Source organism: Chitinibacter fontanus, assembly GCF_013423785.1.
GTDB classification, from domain to species: domain Bacteria; phylum Pseudomonadota; class Gammaproteobacteria; order Burkholderiales; family Chitinibacteraceae; genus Chitinibacter; species Chitinibacter fontanus.
Map to the genome: position 1 here is coordinate 3,549,308 of NZ_CP058952.1, position 15,813 is coordinate 3,565,120.

The 15,813-nt window shown below is 48.9% G+C and carries 14 protein-coding genes and 1 pseudogene; 5 read left to right on the plus strand and 10 right to left on the minus strand.

What is annotated here, in order from left to right:
* Window positions 1-125: 125 nt before the first annotated feature.
* A complete protein-coding gene (locus HZU75_RS16845) occupies window positions 126-1,646 on the minus strand; it encodes a fumarate hydratase (RefSeq protein WP_180307122.1) in 1,521 nt (506 codons plus the stop codon).
* Window positions 1,647-1,749: 103 nt separating this feature from the next.
* Here HZU75_RS16845 and HZU75_RS16850 point away from each other — a divergent pair, with 103 nt between their 5' ends.
* Together HZU75_RS16850 and trhP are read left to right on the plus strand one after the other, a co-directional pair.
* Window positions 1,750-2,568 (plus strand): NUDIX hydrolase, encoded by an 819-nt coding sequence (locus HZU75_RS16850; protein WP_180307123.1) that lies wholly within the window; start codon window positions 1,750-1,752, stop codon window positions 2,566-2,568.
* A gap of 143 nt (window positions 2,569-2,711) precedes the next feature.
* On the plus strand, window positions 2,712-4,070 hold the full coding sequence (trhP, locus tag HZU75_RS16855) for a prephenate-dependent tRNA uridine(34) hydroxylase TrhP (protein ID WP_180307124.1): 1,359 nt from the start codon (window positions 2,712-2,714) through the stop codon (window positions 4,068-4,070).
* An 80-nt stretch (window positions 4,071-4,150) separates the two neighbouring features.
* On the opposite strand, the gene HZU75_RS16860 is transcribed toward trhP, so the two are convergent.
* The 3 genes from HZU75_RS16860 to hemH all read right to left on the minus strand — a co-directional run bounded on the left by HZU75_RS16860 (window position 4,151) and on the right by hemH (window position 7,424).
* Complete coding sequence (locus tag HZU75_RS16860; protein WP_180307125.1) at window positions 4,151-5,590, minus strand: sensor histidine kinase; 1,440 nt, start codon at window positions 5,588-5,590, stop codon at window positions 4,151-4,153.
* Window positions 5,550-6,248 carry a response regulator transcription factor gene (locus HZU75_RS16865; protein WP_157314757.1) on the minus strand — a complete coding sequence of 233 codons (699 nt, stop codon included), beginning with the start codon at window positions 6,246-6,248 and terminating at the stop codon, window positions 5,550-5,552. The genes HZU75_RS16860 and HZU75_RS16865 overlap by 41 nt, the downstream gene beginning before the upstream one ends.
* Window positions 6,249-6,317: 69 nt before the next feature.
* Window positions 6,318-7,424, minus strand: coding sequence for a ferrochelatase (gene hemH, locus HZU75_RS16870; protein WP_180307126.1), 1,107 nt, complete (start codon window positions 7,422-7,424; stop codon window positions 6,318-6,320).
* Window positions 7,425-7,615: 191 nt separating this feature from the next.
* On the opposite strand from hemH, the gene HZU75_RS16875 reads away from it, so the two are divergent.
* Window positions 7,616-8,848 (plus strand): phosphoglycerate kinase, encoded by a 1,233-nt coding sequence (locus HZU75_RS16875; protein WP_180307127.1) that lies wholly within the window; start codon window positions 7,616-7,618, stop codon window positions 8,846-8,848.
* A 151-nt stretch (window positions 8,849-8,999) separates the two neighbouring features.
* Here HZU75_RS16875 and pflA read toward each other — a convergent pair whose 3' ends face one another.
* The 6 genes and pseudogenes from pflA to HZU75_RS16905 all read right to left on the minus strand — a co-directional run bounded on the left by pflA (window position 9,000) and on the right by HZU75_RS16905 (window position 14,078).
* The gene (gene pflA, locus HZU75_RS16880) at window positions 9,000-9,806 is read right to left on the minus strand and encodes a pyruvate formate-lyase-activating protein (RefSeq protein ID WP_180307128.1); all 807 of its coding nucleotides are present in this window, start codon (window positions 9,804-9,806) and stop codon (window positions 9,000-9,002) included.
* Window positions 9,807-9,935: 129 nt separating this feature from the next.
* A pseudogene (locus tag HZU75_RS16885) lies at window positions 9,936-10,106 on the minus strand (glycine radical domain-containing protein); the annotation flags it as partial.
* Window positions 10,107-10,215: 109 nt separating this feature from the next.
* Complete coding sequence (gene pflB / locus HZU75_RS16890) at window positions 10,216-12,561, minus strand: formate C-acetyltransferase (RefSeq protein ID WP_180307129.1); 2,346 nt, start codon at window positions 12,559-12,561, stop codon at window positions 10,216-10,218.
* Between the two features lie 360 nt (window positions 12,562-12,921).
* Window positions 12,922-13,080 carry a hypothetical protein gene (locus HZU75_RS16895; protein ID WP_180307130.1) on the minus strand — a complete coding sequence of 53 codons (159 nt, stop codon included), beginning with the start codon at window positions 13,078-13,080 and terminating at the stop codon, window positions 12,922-12,924.
* A gap of 24 nt (window positions 13,081-13,104) precedes the next feature.
* Window positions 13,105-13,458, minus strand: coding sequence for a VanZ family protein (locus HZU75_RS16900; RefSeq protein WP_180307131.1), 354 nt, complete (start codon window positions 13,456-13,458; stop codon window positions 13,105-13,107).
* Complete coding sequence (locus HZU75_RS16905; protein WP_180307132.1) at window positions 13,455-14,078, minus strand: Smr/MutS family protein; 624 nt, start codon at window positions 14,076-14,078, stop codon at window positions 13,455-13,457. Before HZU75_RS16905 ends, HZU75_RS16900 begins: the two co-directional genes overlap by 4 nt.
* Before the next feature lie 54 nt (window positions 14,079-14,132).
* Between HZU75_RS16905 and HZU75_RS16910 the strand changes: the two genes are divergently transcribed.
* Together HZU75_RS16910 and HZU75_RS16915 are read left to right on the plus strand one after the other, a co-directional pair.
* Window positions 14,133-14,528 carry an RNA-binding S4 domain-containing protein gene (locus tag HZU75_RS16910; protein WP_180307133.1) on the plus strand — a complete coding sequence of 132 codons (396 nt, stop codon included), beginning with the start codon at window positions 14,133-14,135 and terminating at the stop codon, window positions 14,526-14,528.
* Window positions 14,529-14,536: 8 nt separating this feature from the next.
* Window positions 14,537-15,799: a diguanylate cyclase gene (locus tag HZU75_RS16915; RefSeq protein ID WP_180307134.1), complete on the plus strand. Its 1,263-nt coding sequence runs from the start codon at window positions 14,537-14,539 to the stop codon at window positions 15,797-15,799.
* Window positions 15,800-15,813: the final 14 nt, after the last annotated feature.

Sequence of the window (15,813 nt, forward strand, 5' to 3'; positions counted from 1 at the left end):
TGCCATTAAATTGAAGCGCTTAACCATTACTTCAACCCCAAAAACCACAACAACAATCGCCACTTTCCGAACAGATCAAGACACAAAAGCCCGGCCAAAGACCGGGCTTTTGTACTGACACGGACTTAAACGCTGGCGACTGGAATCTTGCCGATTTTGGCTTGCCATTCTTTTGGCGCAATCGCGTGCACCGAAGTGCCAGACGAGTCCACTGCCACCGTCACTGGCATGTCAACCACGTCAAACTCGTAAATTGCTTCCATCCCCAAGTCTTCAAAACCAACCACTCGGCTGCCTTTGATCGCTTTAGACACCAGATACGCAGCGCCACCGACCGCCATCAAATACACCGATTGATGCTTTTTGATCGACTCACAGGCAGCCGGGCCGCGTTCGGCTTTGCCGATCATACCGAGCAAACCGGTTTGCTCGAGTACTTGATCGGTAAATTTATCCATCCGCGTTGCGGTTGTTGGGCCAGCTGGACCCACCACTTCTTCACGCACAGGATCAACAGGGCCCACGTAATAGATAAAGCGGCCAGCGAAATCGACCGGCAGTTTTTCGCCTTTATTGAGCATTTCTACCATGCGCTTGTGTGCCGCATCGCGCCCAGTCAACATTTTACCGTTCAGCAATAAAGTCTGACCTGGCTTCCAGCTGGCGACTTCTTCGCGCGTTACATTGTTCAAATCAACTCGAGTTGCTGCAGCCGATGGCGTCCAGGTTACATCTGGCCAATCTTCCAGTTTTGGCACTTCGAGCTCGGCTGGGCCTGAGCCATCAAGCGTGAAATGCACGTGCCGCGTTGCCGCGCAATTTGGGATCATTGCCACCGGCAGGCTAGCTGCATGTGTTGGGTAATCTTTGATCTTCACATCCAGCACCGTCGCCAAGCCGCCCAAACCTTGTGCGCCAATACCAAGTGCATTTACTTTTTCATATAACTCGATGCGTAACTCTTCGACGCGATTTTGCGGGCCGCGCGCGATCAGCTCGTGAATGTCGATTTCTTCCATCAACGCTTCTTTGGCCATCACCATCGCTTTCTCAGCGGTACCGCCGATGCCGATGCCGAGCATGCCGGGAGGGCACCAGCCTGCGCCCATCAATGGCACAGTTTTTAATACCCAATCAACGATTGAATCGGAAGGATTGAGCATCACGAATTTGGTTTTATTTTCCGAACCGCCGCCTTTGGCCGCAATATCGATATCGACCGTACAGCCCGGCACGATTTCATAGTGAATCACCGCAGGCGTATTGTCTTTGGTGTTTTTACGACCACCAGCAGGATCCATCAAGATCGACGCGCGTAACTTGTTATCTGGGTGCAAGTACGCACGGCGCACGCCTTCGTTGATCATGTCCGTCACGCTCATGGTCGCGCCTTCCCACTGCACATCCATACCCACGCGCACGAACACCGTCACAATGCCGGTATCTTGGCAAATCGGGCGATGGCCTTCAGCGCACATGCGGCTATTGGTTAGAATTTGTGCAATGGCGTCTTTCGCAGCCGGGCTTTCTTCCGCCTCGTAGGCTTTGCCCAGGGCTTGGATGTAGTCTTTCGGATGGTAGTAGCTGATGTATTGCAGGCTATCTGCGATACTAGCGATCAGATCGTCTTGGCGAATCTTGGTCATTATCGTGCTCCGTGGCATAAATGCTGAATGCGTGTCGTGGCGCGATTGTAGCAAAATTAAACCGACTACCGCAGCCTTGACACAGGACTAACTTGGAAAATCAATGATTATGTCTGTTTCACAAACCGCCATAGCCGCTTATTTGGCACAGCAACCGCAGTTTGATGCGTCACATCTGCGCCGCTTGATCCTGCTAGATCAGCCATTAGGATGGCTCGAGCCCAACGTCGTCGATATTTTGCAGCGCTTTGACGCCTGCTTTGAAGCGGCTGGCTCAGGTGTACGGGTCAATGCCTCGCTGTCTGAAACGGCCCATATTTTGGGGGCGGCCGCATTGCACTTACGGGAACTAGGACTCATCAAGGTTTGGCGCAATGAGCTCTATGCGGTGCACCCGCTGAGCGATACGGGTGAGCTAGATACAAGTAAAACTTTATTTACGCTGGAGCGCGGTGCTTTTCGTCGTTTTGGCCTGTGTAGCCGCGCCGCACACATCAACGGCTTGCGCAGCGATGGAAATATCTGGTTAGGGCAACGCACCAGTAGCAAGGGTATAGACCCGAACAAATTGGATAACCTGGCTGCTGGCGGCATACCCCATAATGAGTCAGTAGAGGCTTGCGTGGTACGTGAATTATTTGAAGAAGCAGGCATTCCTACCCCACTCGCCCAGCAAGCTCAATTTACCGGCATGGCGCGCAGCACGCGCAACGAAATTGACGGTACGCATGATGAAATTTTGTATTGCTACGATCTACATTTAAACGCCGCGATTAAGCCAATTAATCAAGATGGCGAGGTGGCGCAGTTTTTATGCTTGAGCCCACAACAGGTGCTGGCGCGCTTGCCCGAGATGACTTGGGATGCCGGCTTAGTGATGGCGCAGTGCTTGCAGAAAAACTATCCAAATTTATCCTTATAAAAAGTAAGGAAATACTGGTTTTACCCCGAGTGGTTTTGATATAATTACGCTAACTCATTGATCTAATGATCGAACTCATGGCCTACTTCGGTTGGCCGCTCAACCTCGCCGAAGTTTGCGGGGTTTTTTATTTGGAACACACAATGTTAAAAGCCCCTGAACTACTCCTTCCTGCCGGTACGCTCGACCGGATGCGCGCTGCGTATGATTTTGGTGCCGATGCAGTCTATGCTGGGCAGCCGCGCTATAGCTTGCGCGCGCGTAATAATGAATTTGGTCTGGAAGAAATCGCACTCGGCATCGAAGAAGCCCATGCGCGCGGCAAGAAATTTTTTGTGGCGAGCAATATCTTGCCGCACAACTCAAAAGTGAAAACATATCTGGCTGATATGGAGCCGGTGATCGCGATGAAACCGGATGCGCTAATTATGGCCGACCCCGGTTTGATTATGATGGTGCGCGAGAAATGGCCAGAGCAAGTCATTCACCTCTCGGTGCAAGCCAATACCGTCAATTATGCTGGCGTCAAATTTTGGAAATCGCTCGGTCTTGAGCGCGTGATTTTGTCGCGTGAATTGAGTCTCGATGAGATCGAAGAGATTCGCCAGCTCTGTCCAGATACCGAGCTGGAAGTATTTGTGCACGGCGCTTTATGCATTGCTTATTCCGGCCGCTGCCTGCTATCTGGTTATTTTAATCACCGTGACCCCAATCAAGGCACTTGCACTAATGCCTGCCGCTGGGATTACAAAACGCACGACACCGTTGAAGATGATGCTGGCGACGTACAGACCAAAACTCAGGTCATCCAGTTTGACTTCAACAAAGCGATGTCTGAAGGCAATCAAAGCTTTGCAGCTTGTGGCGGTGCCGAGCGTCACCCATTGGCCGACAAAACTTATCTAATCGAGGAAGGCAATCGCCCTGGTGAGTTGATGCCGATCATGGAAGATGAGCACGGCACTTACATCATGAATAGTAAAGACCTGCGCGCGGTGCAGCATATCGAGCGCTTGGTCAAAATGGGTGTTGATTCGCTAAAGATTGAAGGCCGCACCAAATCGCTATATTACGTTGCACGGACTGCACAGGTATATCGCCGAGCAATTGACGACGCAGTAGCTGGCCGCCCGTTTAATCCTGCGTTGTTGGCGGATTTGGATGGCTTGGCCAATCGTGGCTATACCGATGGCTTCTATCAGCGCCACTACACGCATGAAGCGCAAAATTATCTCGACGGCCATTCAAAGGCCAAACGCAGCCAGTTTGTCGGCGAAATTATCGCCAACGAAGCCGGTTGGGCGCGGATTGAGGTTAAAAACAAATTCTCACTGGGCGATACACTGGAAGTAATTCATCCAAGCGGCAATATCGAAGTCAAAATCGAAGCCATGCGAGATAAAAACGGCAAAGAAATTACCGTAGCACCTGGTAACGGGATTCAGGTACAAATCCCACTCGCTGAGCAATACGCCAGCGCCCTGCTTGCCCGACTGTTTTAAGGCATCATTGGGAATATAAAAAAGCCACTCAACTGAGTGGCTTTTTTATCTCGTACACCATAGCCGTATTAGGTTGCAGACTAGGAACTGATTAGGTTTTTCGGCAATACCACATGCACAATCAAACCATGTGGCACCGCATCGAGCAATTCAACCGTACCGCTATGGCGCTCGACGATCTCGCGCACAATCGCCATCCCTAAGCCGCAACCATTACCCGTTTGTTCGCGCCGGAAAAAGCGCTCAAACACGCGCTGCTTATCCGCATCAGGAATACCCTCACCGTTATCTTCCACATCAACAACATACTGGGTAGGGGTTTCTGTTAAACGCACAGTCACGCTACCATCTCTCGGAATATACTTAATGGCATTTTCAACCAGATTAATAAACAGCTCACGCAATAGCGCCGAATTACCTTCAATCCACGCCTCTTGCACCAAGCAATCACAACCCAAGTCAATTCTGGCTGCTAAGGCGCGCGGCACCAACTCACCCGTCAAATCACGGACTAAACGGGCTAAATCCATTTTCACTTTTGGAATGCCATTTAAACTACCTGGCTCAGATCTGGCCAGAGTCAGCAACTGATTAACCAAGTGAATACTACGCGTGGCACTGGTGTGCACCATATTCAGGCGGTCACGCAAACCCTCGGGGCTATTTTCACGCATAGCCAATTCGGTTTGCGATTTCAAACCCGCCAAAGGCGTACGGAGTTGATGGGCTGCATCGGCAATAAATCGACGTTGCCGATTGATACTTTCCTCGGTACTTGCCAGCAATTGGTTCAAGGCATTCGACAATGCATCAATTTCTTCAGGCGCATCCGCCAGCGAGAGCGGCGACAAATCCTGTGCTTGTCGCGTTTCCACCATCTGCTTGAGCGAAATAAGAGGACGTAGCGTATTTTTTACGCCGTACCAGATCAGCACACTCACTATGCCCATCATCAATACTAGCGGCAACGCCATGCGGTACATGTACTGATGTAAAGATTGCGTCTGCTCGGTTAGATTTTTACTTACTTCAACCCATACCGCGGGCTGCTGCAGATTTGGATTTCCAGGGAAATAGGCACGCATCAAGCGATGTGACTGCTCACGGTGCATCACGCTCGAAAAAGCATGGCTCGCCAAATTATTGGCAGTCGAGCCGTCAAACACCAAAGGCTGACGTGGCACACCAATATTAATCTGCCCGTCACTAGTGCTAAGCGCATAGCTCACCTGCCCTTCCTGCGCGGTTTTGAGCAATAATTGCGCCCTAGTTTCAATATCAAGCGCCGAAACTGGGTGCTTGGCTTTGGCGCCTTCCGCAACTTGCTGAGCTAAGCTGGCGGCAAAACGAGACAGATAAGCGTCACTACGTTCATTTACAAAGTGAAAAGACACCTGATAAATGACAGCTGCCCCTGCTAGCCATAAGGCCAGCAAGGGCAGCACGGTCCATAACAGGATCTGACGCTGTAAAGAGCGCTTAGTTACTTGCATCCGCAGCCAATGGTTGTTGTTTTTCAAGCAGGTAGCCCAAGCCACGGATAGTGCGGATAACGACACCGCATGGCTCTAGCTTTTTACGCAGGCGGTGAACGTAAACTTCAATCGCGTTCAAGCCCACTTCAGCGTTTTCGTTGCCCAATTCGCTGACGATCTGCTCTTTGGTTACCACGCGATCGATGTTTGACATCAAGATCTCGAGTACGGTCAACTCACGAGCAGACAAATCGAGCGGAGAGTCATTGCACCATGCACGCTGACCTGCGCGATCCAGACGCAAATTTCCCAATTGCTGTACCGATTGCGGCAGAATCTGACTGCGACGCAACAGCGCGCGCAGACGTGCTTCCAGCTCAGAGAATTCAAATGGCTTAGTCAGATAATCATCTGCGCCCGCATCTAAACCGGCAACACGCTCATCCAGACCATCCAAAGCAGTCAGAATCAAAATAGGCAGCGATGGCTTGTGCTGACGAACATTCCGCAATACTGTTAAGCCGTCCATGTTTGGCAGGCCAATATCTAAAACTACGGCATCATAATCATTGTGCAGCAAAATTTGCAGTGCCAATGCACCATCATTGACACAGTCACATTGAAATTCTGCTTGAGACAAGCTGGTTTTAAGCGCATCAGCGAGGATGAGGTCATCCTCGGCCAAGAATAAACGAGTCGCCATTGGGGTTCCCCTTTTTTGTAAGAATAAACTTACCGCAGAGTGTAGCGTTAATTTCGCCAAAGCCCAAGTTCATTTTTGTAAGCCTAAAGACCTGAACCTTGCATCTCTTTGTTCTAGAACAGATTTCTCATTTTTACTACATTTACCGTTTGTCAGCCAACCTGTCAGCTCACGAGAAATCAGCGTCGAAAGCCCAGAAATCCACTGCTCCTGATCATTTAAGCAGGGAATATAACTATACTGAGCGCCACCAGCAGCAAGATAGTCGTCACGCCCCTCCATGGCGATCTCCTCTAACGTTTCCAGACAATCGGCAACAAAACCGGGGCATATCACATCTAGCCTTGGTATTTTTTGTTTTGCCAGCTTATGCAGCACGTCACTTGTATACGGCTGCAGCCACTCTGCCTTTCCAAAACGCGACTGGAACGCAACGGTATATTGCCCCGCTACCAAGCCTAAATTTTCCGCCAGCAAGCGACCAGTTTTGTAGGCATGGCAATGATATGGATCGCCCTTTTCTAATGTGTATTTAGGTACTCCGTGAAAACTCATTAGAAGATGCTCACCCCGACCATTTACACGCCAATGCTCGCGCACACCGTGCGCAAGCGCCTCAATATAAGCAGCCTCATCATAAAACGGCGCCATAACGCGCAAAGCAGGCTGGAAACGGCTTTTTTGCAATACACGGGCAACTTCGTCAAACACGCTGGCGCTCGTACTGGCGGCATACTGTGGGTACATGGGCACCACGACCAGATGCTGACAGTTTTGCGCTTTCATTTTTAGAATTTGCTGTTCAATCGATGGATTGCCATAGCGCATCGCATAGTCGACCACGAGTTCGCCTTTAAATTGCTCACCCAAGGTGCCTTTGACCAGCTTGGCTTGTTTTTCGGTCCATACGCGCAACGGAGAGCCTTCTTTAGTCCAGATACTGGCGTATTTGGCAGCGCTTTTCTTTGGGCGCACATTCAAAATAATGACGTTCAAAATGCACCACCAAATGGGCTTTGGAATTTCAACCACGCGTGGATCGGATAGAAACTGCTTCAGATAAGGGCGCACCGCTTTAGCGGTGGGCGCGTCGGGTGAACCAAGGTTGACCAATAGCACGCCAATTTTACTGGGGTTGGCGTGGGAGAAATCGGGTTCCGCATAAAATCGGGGCATACAGTGCCTCAAGGCTAAATAATACAGGTGCTGGCTATGATAGAGGATTTTGCTGGGTAATTTTTCGCATTCAGGTTTTTTTGCCTCAAGTTTGCAAAAAACTCTGCAGAAACTTTAATCCGCGTCAGCTTCAAAGTCAGCAGACACGGTACAATTGGCTTTTGTTCACTTCACCATTTTTTGGGGATTCTATGGCTAAGCTGTTTATTGAAGATCTCGATCTAGCAGGCAAACGTGTATTGATTCGTGTTGACTTTAACGTGCCAGTCAAAAATGGCGTGGTGGAAAGCGATAAACGTATTCGTGCCGCTCTGCCGACGATACGCTATGCCCTCGCACAAGGCGCCTCAGTCGTGCTGATGTCGCACTTAGGTCGTCCAAATGGCCAAAAAGTAGAGAAATACAGCTTGGCACCAGTTGCTACTCGCCTGCAAGAGCTGCTCGGCAGCCCAGTGACCTTCCTAGCTGATTGCGTTGGCGCTGAAGTTGAAGCCGCTTGCGCCAACTTAGTGGCTGGTCAGGTTGTATTGCTGGAAAACGTCCGTTTCCATATTGAAGAAGAAGGCAAAGCAAAAGACGCTGATGGCAACTCAGTCAAAGCAGATCCAGCCAAAGTGGCCGCATTCCGCGCCAGCTTGTCAAAATTGGGCGACGTATTTGTTAATGATGCATTTGGTACAGCTCACCGCGCCCATTCATCAATGGTCGGTGTTGAATTGCCACGCGCAGCTGGCTACCTGCTGAAAAAAGAACTCGACTTCCTCGGTGAAGCGGTCAACAAGCCAGTTCGCCCACTGGTTGCCATCATTGGCGGCTCAAAAATCTCTGGCAAAATCGATGTGATTCAGGCTTTGCTACCAAAAGTAGACAAGCTGATCATCGGTGGCGGCATGGCATTTACTTTCTTGAAAGCGCAAGGCTTTGAGATCGGCAAATCATTGTGCGAGAACGACAAAGTGGACTTGGCACGCGACTTGATGGCGCAAGCTGGCGACAAACTCGTATTGCCAAGCGACACCATGGTAACGCGCGCACTGAATTTTGATGCTCGTACTTTGGATGGCTTGGTAGAAGTTCAATCTACTGCAATCCCAGCCGATCAAGAAGGCGTGGATATTGGTTCGGCAACGCGCGCAGCCTACGCAGACATCATCAAATCGGCGAAAACCGTTCTGTGGAATGGCCCAATGGGCGTGTTTGAAATTGATGCGTCTGCTGAAGGCACATTTGCTGTAGCTCACGCATTGGTTGACGCAACCGCCAATGGCGCGATCACTGTCGTAGGTGGTGGTGACTCGGTAGCCGCGGTTGAAAAAGCGGGCTTAGAAGACAAAGTAAGCCACGTTTCAACCGGCGGCGGCGCATCTCTTGAATTCCTCGAAGGCAAGGCTTTGCCAGGCGTAGAGGCTTTGAGCGATAAATAAGCCAAATTTAGTTCTAACAATAAAAAAAACCTCGCCTTGGCGAGGTTTTTTATTAGAGTATTTACTTGCAGGCCATATTAGCCAATAGCTATAGGGCAATACTCCACCACATTCCGAGTCGTTTGTGTGGCGACTCTGCTAGACCACCGCCTTAACAGCAGAAAATCCCCTTCGCTCTAAACTGCTCACGCACGCGATGCACGACTTCATTGCTCGGTGGCCTGGTATCGCCTAGCTCATATTTCAAGCCCAGTTCTTCCCATTTATTCTCGCCCATTTTATGAAATGGCAGCACCTCAACCCGCTCCAATACATTCGGATAGGCCTGATTCATTTTGGCGAGATAATCAGCAAGTAGCTGCACATCAGCCTCGTCATCCGACCAGCCTGGCACTAGCACGTAGCGCAACCAGATTTTTTTACCCATTTTGAACAGTCGCTCGGCAAAATCGAGCGTAGGTTGCAAAGGTTTTCCAGTTAAAGCTTCGTATTTTTCTGAATTCATTTGCTTAATATCGAGCAAAACCAGATCGATATTATCGAAATACTCATCCGGTAAATGCGCAGCCAGAAACCCCTGCGTATCAAGCGCCGTATGGATTCTAAGCTCTTGCTTGGCACGGCGGAAAATTTCGCCAATAAAATGCGCCTGCATCAAGGGTTCGCCACCTGAAATCGTCAAACCGCCAGCTACGCGCAGAAAGCTGGCGTATTTGGCGATCTCGGTCACGATGGCATCAACCGTCCATGGCTTGCCGGTGTGCAATTTCCAAGTGTCTGGATTGTGGCAATACAGGCAGCGAAATTGACAGCCGCTCACAAACAGCGCAAAACGCATACCAGGGCCATCCACGGCAGCGCCGGTTTCAATCGAATGTATATATCCAATTTGTTTGCCGTCGGCATCAAAGGCCGCAGGCACGATCTCGCCAGCCGGTTTTGCTTGGTTCAAAGCCATGGTTGTATCCAGAGAGGGTAATGGTGATCGCCCGCAATCTTTATGAGTGAGCGTAATAGAGCGATTAAAAATAAAAACGGATCGCAGGGCAAGCCTGGCGATCCGTTTGCGTGAATACTTGAGGCTTAATTAGCACTTTTCATGGAAGGTGCGATTAATGACATCCAATTGTTGTTCACGAGTTAGTTTGACAAAATTCACAGCATAACCAGACACGCGTACAGTTAATTGCGGATATTTATCCGGATTCGCCATCGCATCTTCCAGTGTTTCTTTGTTCAATACATTCATATTGAGGTGAAATAATTGCGCCACTTGGATTTCCTTTTGGGTATACAACCACAAGTCATTACTGGAGTGACTTATAGGGCAATACCCTTTTGAGATATTGCCCTAACACAATCACAAATTAGCACTTCGCATGGAAAGTACGGTTAATCACGTCCATTTGCTGTTCGCGAGTCAATTTCACAAAATTCACTGCATAGCCTGACACCCGAATCGTCAATTGCGGATAGTTTTCTGGATGCTCCATCGCGTCCATCAACGTATCTTTATTGAGTACGTTCATATTTAAGTGGAACAATTGATCTGGGCCTTCTTCAAGCTCAGCCAATTTTTGATCCACTTTGTCGGCACTTTCACACATTGAGCATTCTTCACCGTGTGGGCCAAACAGACCATCAATCGAAGCGGCCAGTGTTTTCACGCGATCCGCAGCATTGTGCCCCAAAGCGTCTGGTGTCATTGAAGCAGTCCACGACACGCCATCCAGCGCAGATTCGTAAGGAATTTTCGATACCGAGAAACCCGCAGCAACAAAACCATTGGTATCACGGCCATTCATTGGGTTAGCGCCCGGTGAGAATGGTGCGCCTGAACGGCGGCCGTCTGGCGTGTTACCGGTTTTCTTGCCATACACCACGTTTGACGTAATTGTCAGAACGGATTGAGTTGGCATTGAATCACGGTAAAACACTGGTTGCGCTTTGATTTTTTCCATAAACGCAGTTGAGAGCCATACCGCAATGTCATCTGCACGGTCATCATTATTACCGTACGCTGGGTATTCGCCGTCGATCACATAATCGACCGCCAAACCAGCCTCATTGCGTTTGATATGTACTTTGGCGTGTTTAACTGCTGACAATGAGTCAGCAGCAACTGAAAGGCCAGCAATACCACAAGCCATCGTGCGCAAAATGTCACGATCATGCAATGCCATTTCAATACGCTCGTATGCGTATTTATCATGCATGTAGTGAATCGAATTGAGTGCTGTTACGTAGGTTTTTGCCAACCAGTCGAGCATCACATCGTATTTGGCCATCAATTCGTCGTACTCAAGTACGTCACCTTTGATTGGCTCAAAGCCTTTGGCTACGACTTTGCCGGTTTTCTCGTCGACACCACCATTGATCGCATAAAGCATTGCTTTGGCCAAGTTCACACGAGCACCAAAGAACTGCATTTGCTTACCGACACGCATCGCCGATACACAACAAGCAATGGCGTAATCGTCGCCCCATTTCGGACGCATCAAATCATCGTTTTCGTATTGAATCGCAGAAGTGTCGATCGATACTTTCGCGCAAAATTCTTTAAAGCCTTGCGGGAATGACGTTGACCACAATACAGTCAGATTAGGCTCTGGTGCTGGGCCTAGGTTATACAGCGTATTCAATACACGGAAGCTTGATTTAGTAACCAAAGTGCGGCCATCTTCACCCATACCACCAATTGATTCAGTTACCCAAGTTGGATCACCTGAGAACAAATCATCATATTCTGGCGTACGCAGGAAGCGCACGATACGTAGCTTCATCACCAAGTGATCAATGTATTCTTGCGCTTGGGCTTCGTCGATTCGGCCTTCTTTGATATCGCGTTCAAAATAAATATCAAGGAAAGTCGAGATACGACCAATCGACATCGCCGCGCCGTTTTGCTCTTTTACGGCAGCAAGGTAGCCGAAGTACAACCATTGAACCGCTTCTTGTGCGGTCGCAGCTGGACGACTGATATCAAAGCCATACTTTTTGGCCATAATTTTCAATTCGTTCAGCGCTTTGATTTGTTCGGCCAATTCTTCGCGCAGGCGAATCACCGACTCGGTAAATGGCACATCGTCCAATTCTACTTTTTCGCGTTTTTTATCGGCGATCAGGAAATCAATACCGTACAGCGCGACACGACGGTAGTCACCAATAATACGGCCGCGACCATACGAATCAGGCAAGCCGGTAATTACACCGGAGCTACGACATGCCATAATTTCTGGCGTGTACGCATCAAATACAGCGTTGTTATGGTCTTTACGATACTTGGTGTAAATTTCTTCGATTTGCGGATTCATCTCGAAGTGATAGGCCGACAAACCATTCTGCACCATCCGCAAACCGCCGTTCGGCATAATCGCACGACGAAGTGGGGCGTCGGTTTGCAAACCGACGATTGTTTCTAAGTTCTTATTGATATAACCGGCATCATGTGCAGTAATCGTTGAACCAAATTGAGCAGAAACTTCCAGTACGCCGCGTTTGCGCTCTTCTTTCAACAAGACGGACAATTCAGTCCACAATTGAGTTGTTCGCTCAGTTGGGCCCGCAAGGAAACTATCATCACCCAGATATGGGGTGTAGTTTGCTTGGATGAAATCACGTACTTCGACTTTAGATTGCCAATCACCGGCGGCAAACCCACGCCAAGCATCTAATTGTGATTGATCCAAAGATTTATCGATTGGGGCGTTCATGAGAATCTCCTTGTGGCGATGTCGGCTAGACATCATGAGCCAAAACAGCTTTTGGCGTGTTTTACCATTAATCAACCCGATCGATTTGGGTCGGGCGATACTAATAATGACATCAAACTATCGTAGCAATTTGCCCTGAAATAAAATTGATATAAGTCAGCTTTCGAGGCATGTTGTCAGCTTAAAACGCACTACATTTCCAGCGACAAACTTGAAATTACCCAGTCAGATCAATGAGATTATTCCTTAGTCATAACGCTATGATATTCCTTGTTTGCACAAGATGAAATGCAATTCTAAGCATTCGCTCAGGTAAATATTAACAGCCAAAATTTCGATCTAAATCAAGGCATGTAAGACTCAGTCATCCATATCCTGATGCTCGAACAAACCGCCTCCAATATGAACGATCGGATCGTTCGTATGCAGCTGGTTGTATAAGGCCTCTAATTGCTCTGGTGGCAACAGTGCCAGCAATCGGGCTATTTCGACACTAACTTGCTGGATATTCATGGACATAATGACCTCCTTGGCGTGGAATCATTATAGAAACTGAATTTTTCTCCAAACCAAAAATCGACAAATGAGCAGACCAATGACAGCGCCAAGCGCATTGGCCAACATATCGCCAATGTCGAATGTGCGCCAAGGGGTAAATGACTGTGCAATCTCAACCCCCACCCCCATCAGGGCGGCAAAAAACCACACCAAGGCATAGCGTTGCGCAACTCGAAAGGCCAAGCAAGCGAGCACCGCATAACCGAAAAAATGTTGTACTTTATCGCCATTCTCAACGACTGCAGGTGGCGGCGAAGGCATTAATGAACCAATCCAGATGGCCAAGGCCCAAACCACTAAACAAGCCAGCTTGACCTGCTGTTGATTAAACCACTTCATCGTCGCCCCCTATCTACTCGCAACAATACCAATACCGCCCCAGCACAACCTTGCGATGGTTTGGCTTGGACAAAAGCCAATACTTCATCACGCTGAACCAGCCAGTTTTTAAGTTTCAACTTTAAAATTGGAAAGCCGTCTTTTGAACTTAAGCCCTTGCCATGAATGATTCGTACGCAGCGATATTTGCGAGCTTGGCTTTGCACTAAAAAATGTGCCACTTGCTGACGGGCAGAATCGACCGTTTCACCATGCAAATCCAACTCACCATCAATGGCGAACTCTCCTTTTTTTAGCCTCTTAAGTTGCTCAAGGCGCATACCTGGCCTGCTAAAATGCAATTGTTCGCCCTCGGCAAGCTCGTCCCAAGGCCAGAAATCCGTCATATCCGCATACACAGAGCCATCTTCAATTCGCTGCTGCCGAGGCCAAGGACTTACTGGCTGAGGGGGATGCGCAAATTGCTGAATAGTTAGGGGCTTAACATCCGCCATAGCACGCAGAAATAACTCTTTATCACTGGGCACAACCAGTTGGACTCGTGGTTTCTTGGCCGCAACAGCATCCTGTCGCAGCGATTTGCGCAATTGTTTTAATTGCTGCAGTGTTTTCTTATCCATGTGCAATCAAAGACAGATATATATAATGGTTTTATTGCGAAAAGGAATTATGCGTTGCAAGACAAAATTCGATTAGATAAATGGCTGTGGGCTGCGCGCTTTTTTAAAACACGTGCAATCGCTGTAGCGGCTATTGATGCTGGGCATATTAACCTGAATGGTGAGCGGGCAAAACCTGCTCGCATATTAAAATTAGGCGACCAGCTAAAAATTCACGCTCCACATGGCAATTTTGAAGTTGAAGTCTGCGGGCTATCAGATCAGCGCCGCACGGCCGAAATTGCACAAGCACTCTACACGGAAAGCAAGGCCAGCCAAGAGAAACGCCAGCTAGACCAATTTGCAAAAGCATTACAGCCCCAATTTGATCACCCCCAAGTCAAAGGCCGCCCGACCAAAAAATGGCGCAGAAAATTAACTGCCATTGATGCATTTGGCGAACAACACTGAGAGCACTCATGCCGATCTTTACAAAGAAACTCATCTATTTCGTCACACCCAATCTGGATGGGTTCAATGAACTAGGCCGTCAGTTACAGTTTTTTGGATTTGAATATCAGGTATTTGACCGCAATAGTGCACTGCTAGCGGCTCTCTACACCGAAAAGCCATGTATCGTTGTCATGGACGAAGTCGGCATGACGGACTCGACAGCAATCCAATGCCTGCCGTTATTAACCAAATTATTCAATGGCCCAATATTTTTGGCCAACTTTGGCATCGACATCGGCAAACAGTTGGAGTACTTACGCTCAGGCGTAAGTGACTTTATTTCCTACCCAATTAATTTACAAACGTTAATTGACCGTTTAGACCAACTGGAAGAGCACGAACACATCCAGCCCTACAAAGTTTTACTGGTTGATGATTCTGACACCGTTGCCAAATGGGCCAGCACCGTGCTTTCTGGGGCCGGCATGGTGGTCAAACATTTAGCGGACCCCCTTAAAGTGATCGGCTGGTTAGAGCGCTTCAACCCCGACATTTTGCTACTGGACGTCTATATGCCTCAGTGTCAGGGGGATGAAATTGCCAAATTAATTCGTCAGCGCGCGCAGTTTGACTCGATCCCAATCGTATTTTTATCGACCGAAACTCATCGCGGCAAACAGCTTATGGCACGTAGCATGGGAGGCGACGATTTTCTGGTCAAAAACATGGATGCCGACGAACTCGTTGCCGCAGTTAGCATTACAGCCGAACGCTATCGCACCTTGCGCCGCTGGATGACGCGCGACAGCCTTACCGGCTTACTCAATCATACTAATGTTGTCGAGTCGCTAGCGCGCGAGGTTGCCCGTGCCCACAAAGAATCGCGTCAACTATCCTACGCGATGGTCGACATCGATCACTTCAAGTTAATCAATGATCAATACGGCCACTCAGTTGGTGATCGTGTCATTAAGAGCCTATCCCGACTATTAAAACAATCAATGCCCAACCCCGATGCAGTTGGTCGCTATGGCGGCGAAGAATTTGCACTGATCTGGACTGATCACACCCAAATTCGCGCCGCGCAACGCACCGATGAACTACGGGTATTATTTAATGGCCTTGCTCAATCCAATGCCGATGGGCATTTTGTTGCAACATTTAGCGCCGGTGTTGCTCAGCTGGAGGACGGCATGAGCGCACAAGATCTAATCGATGCTGCTGACCAAGCGCTCTATCAGGCTAAAGCAGCAGGCAGAAACCAAGTCGGATTAGCCCCCAAACGCTAAGCGGCACAACCATC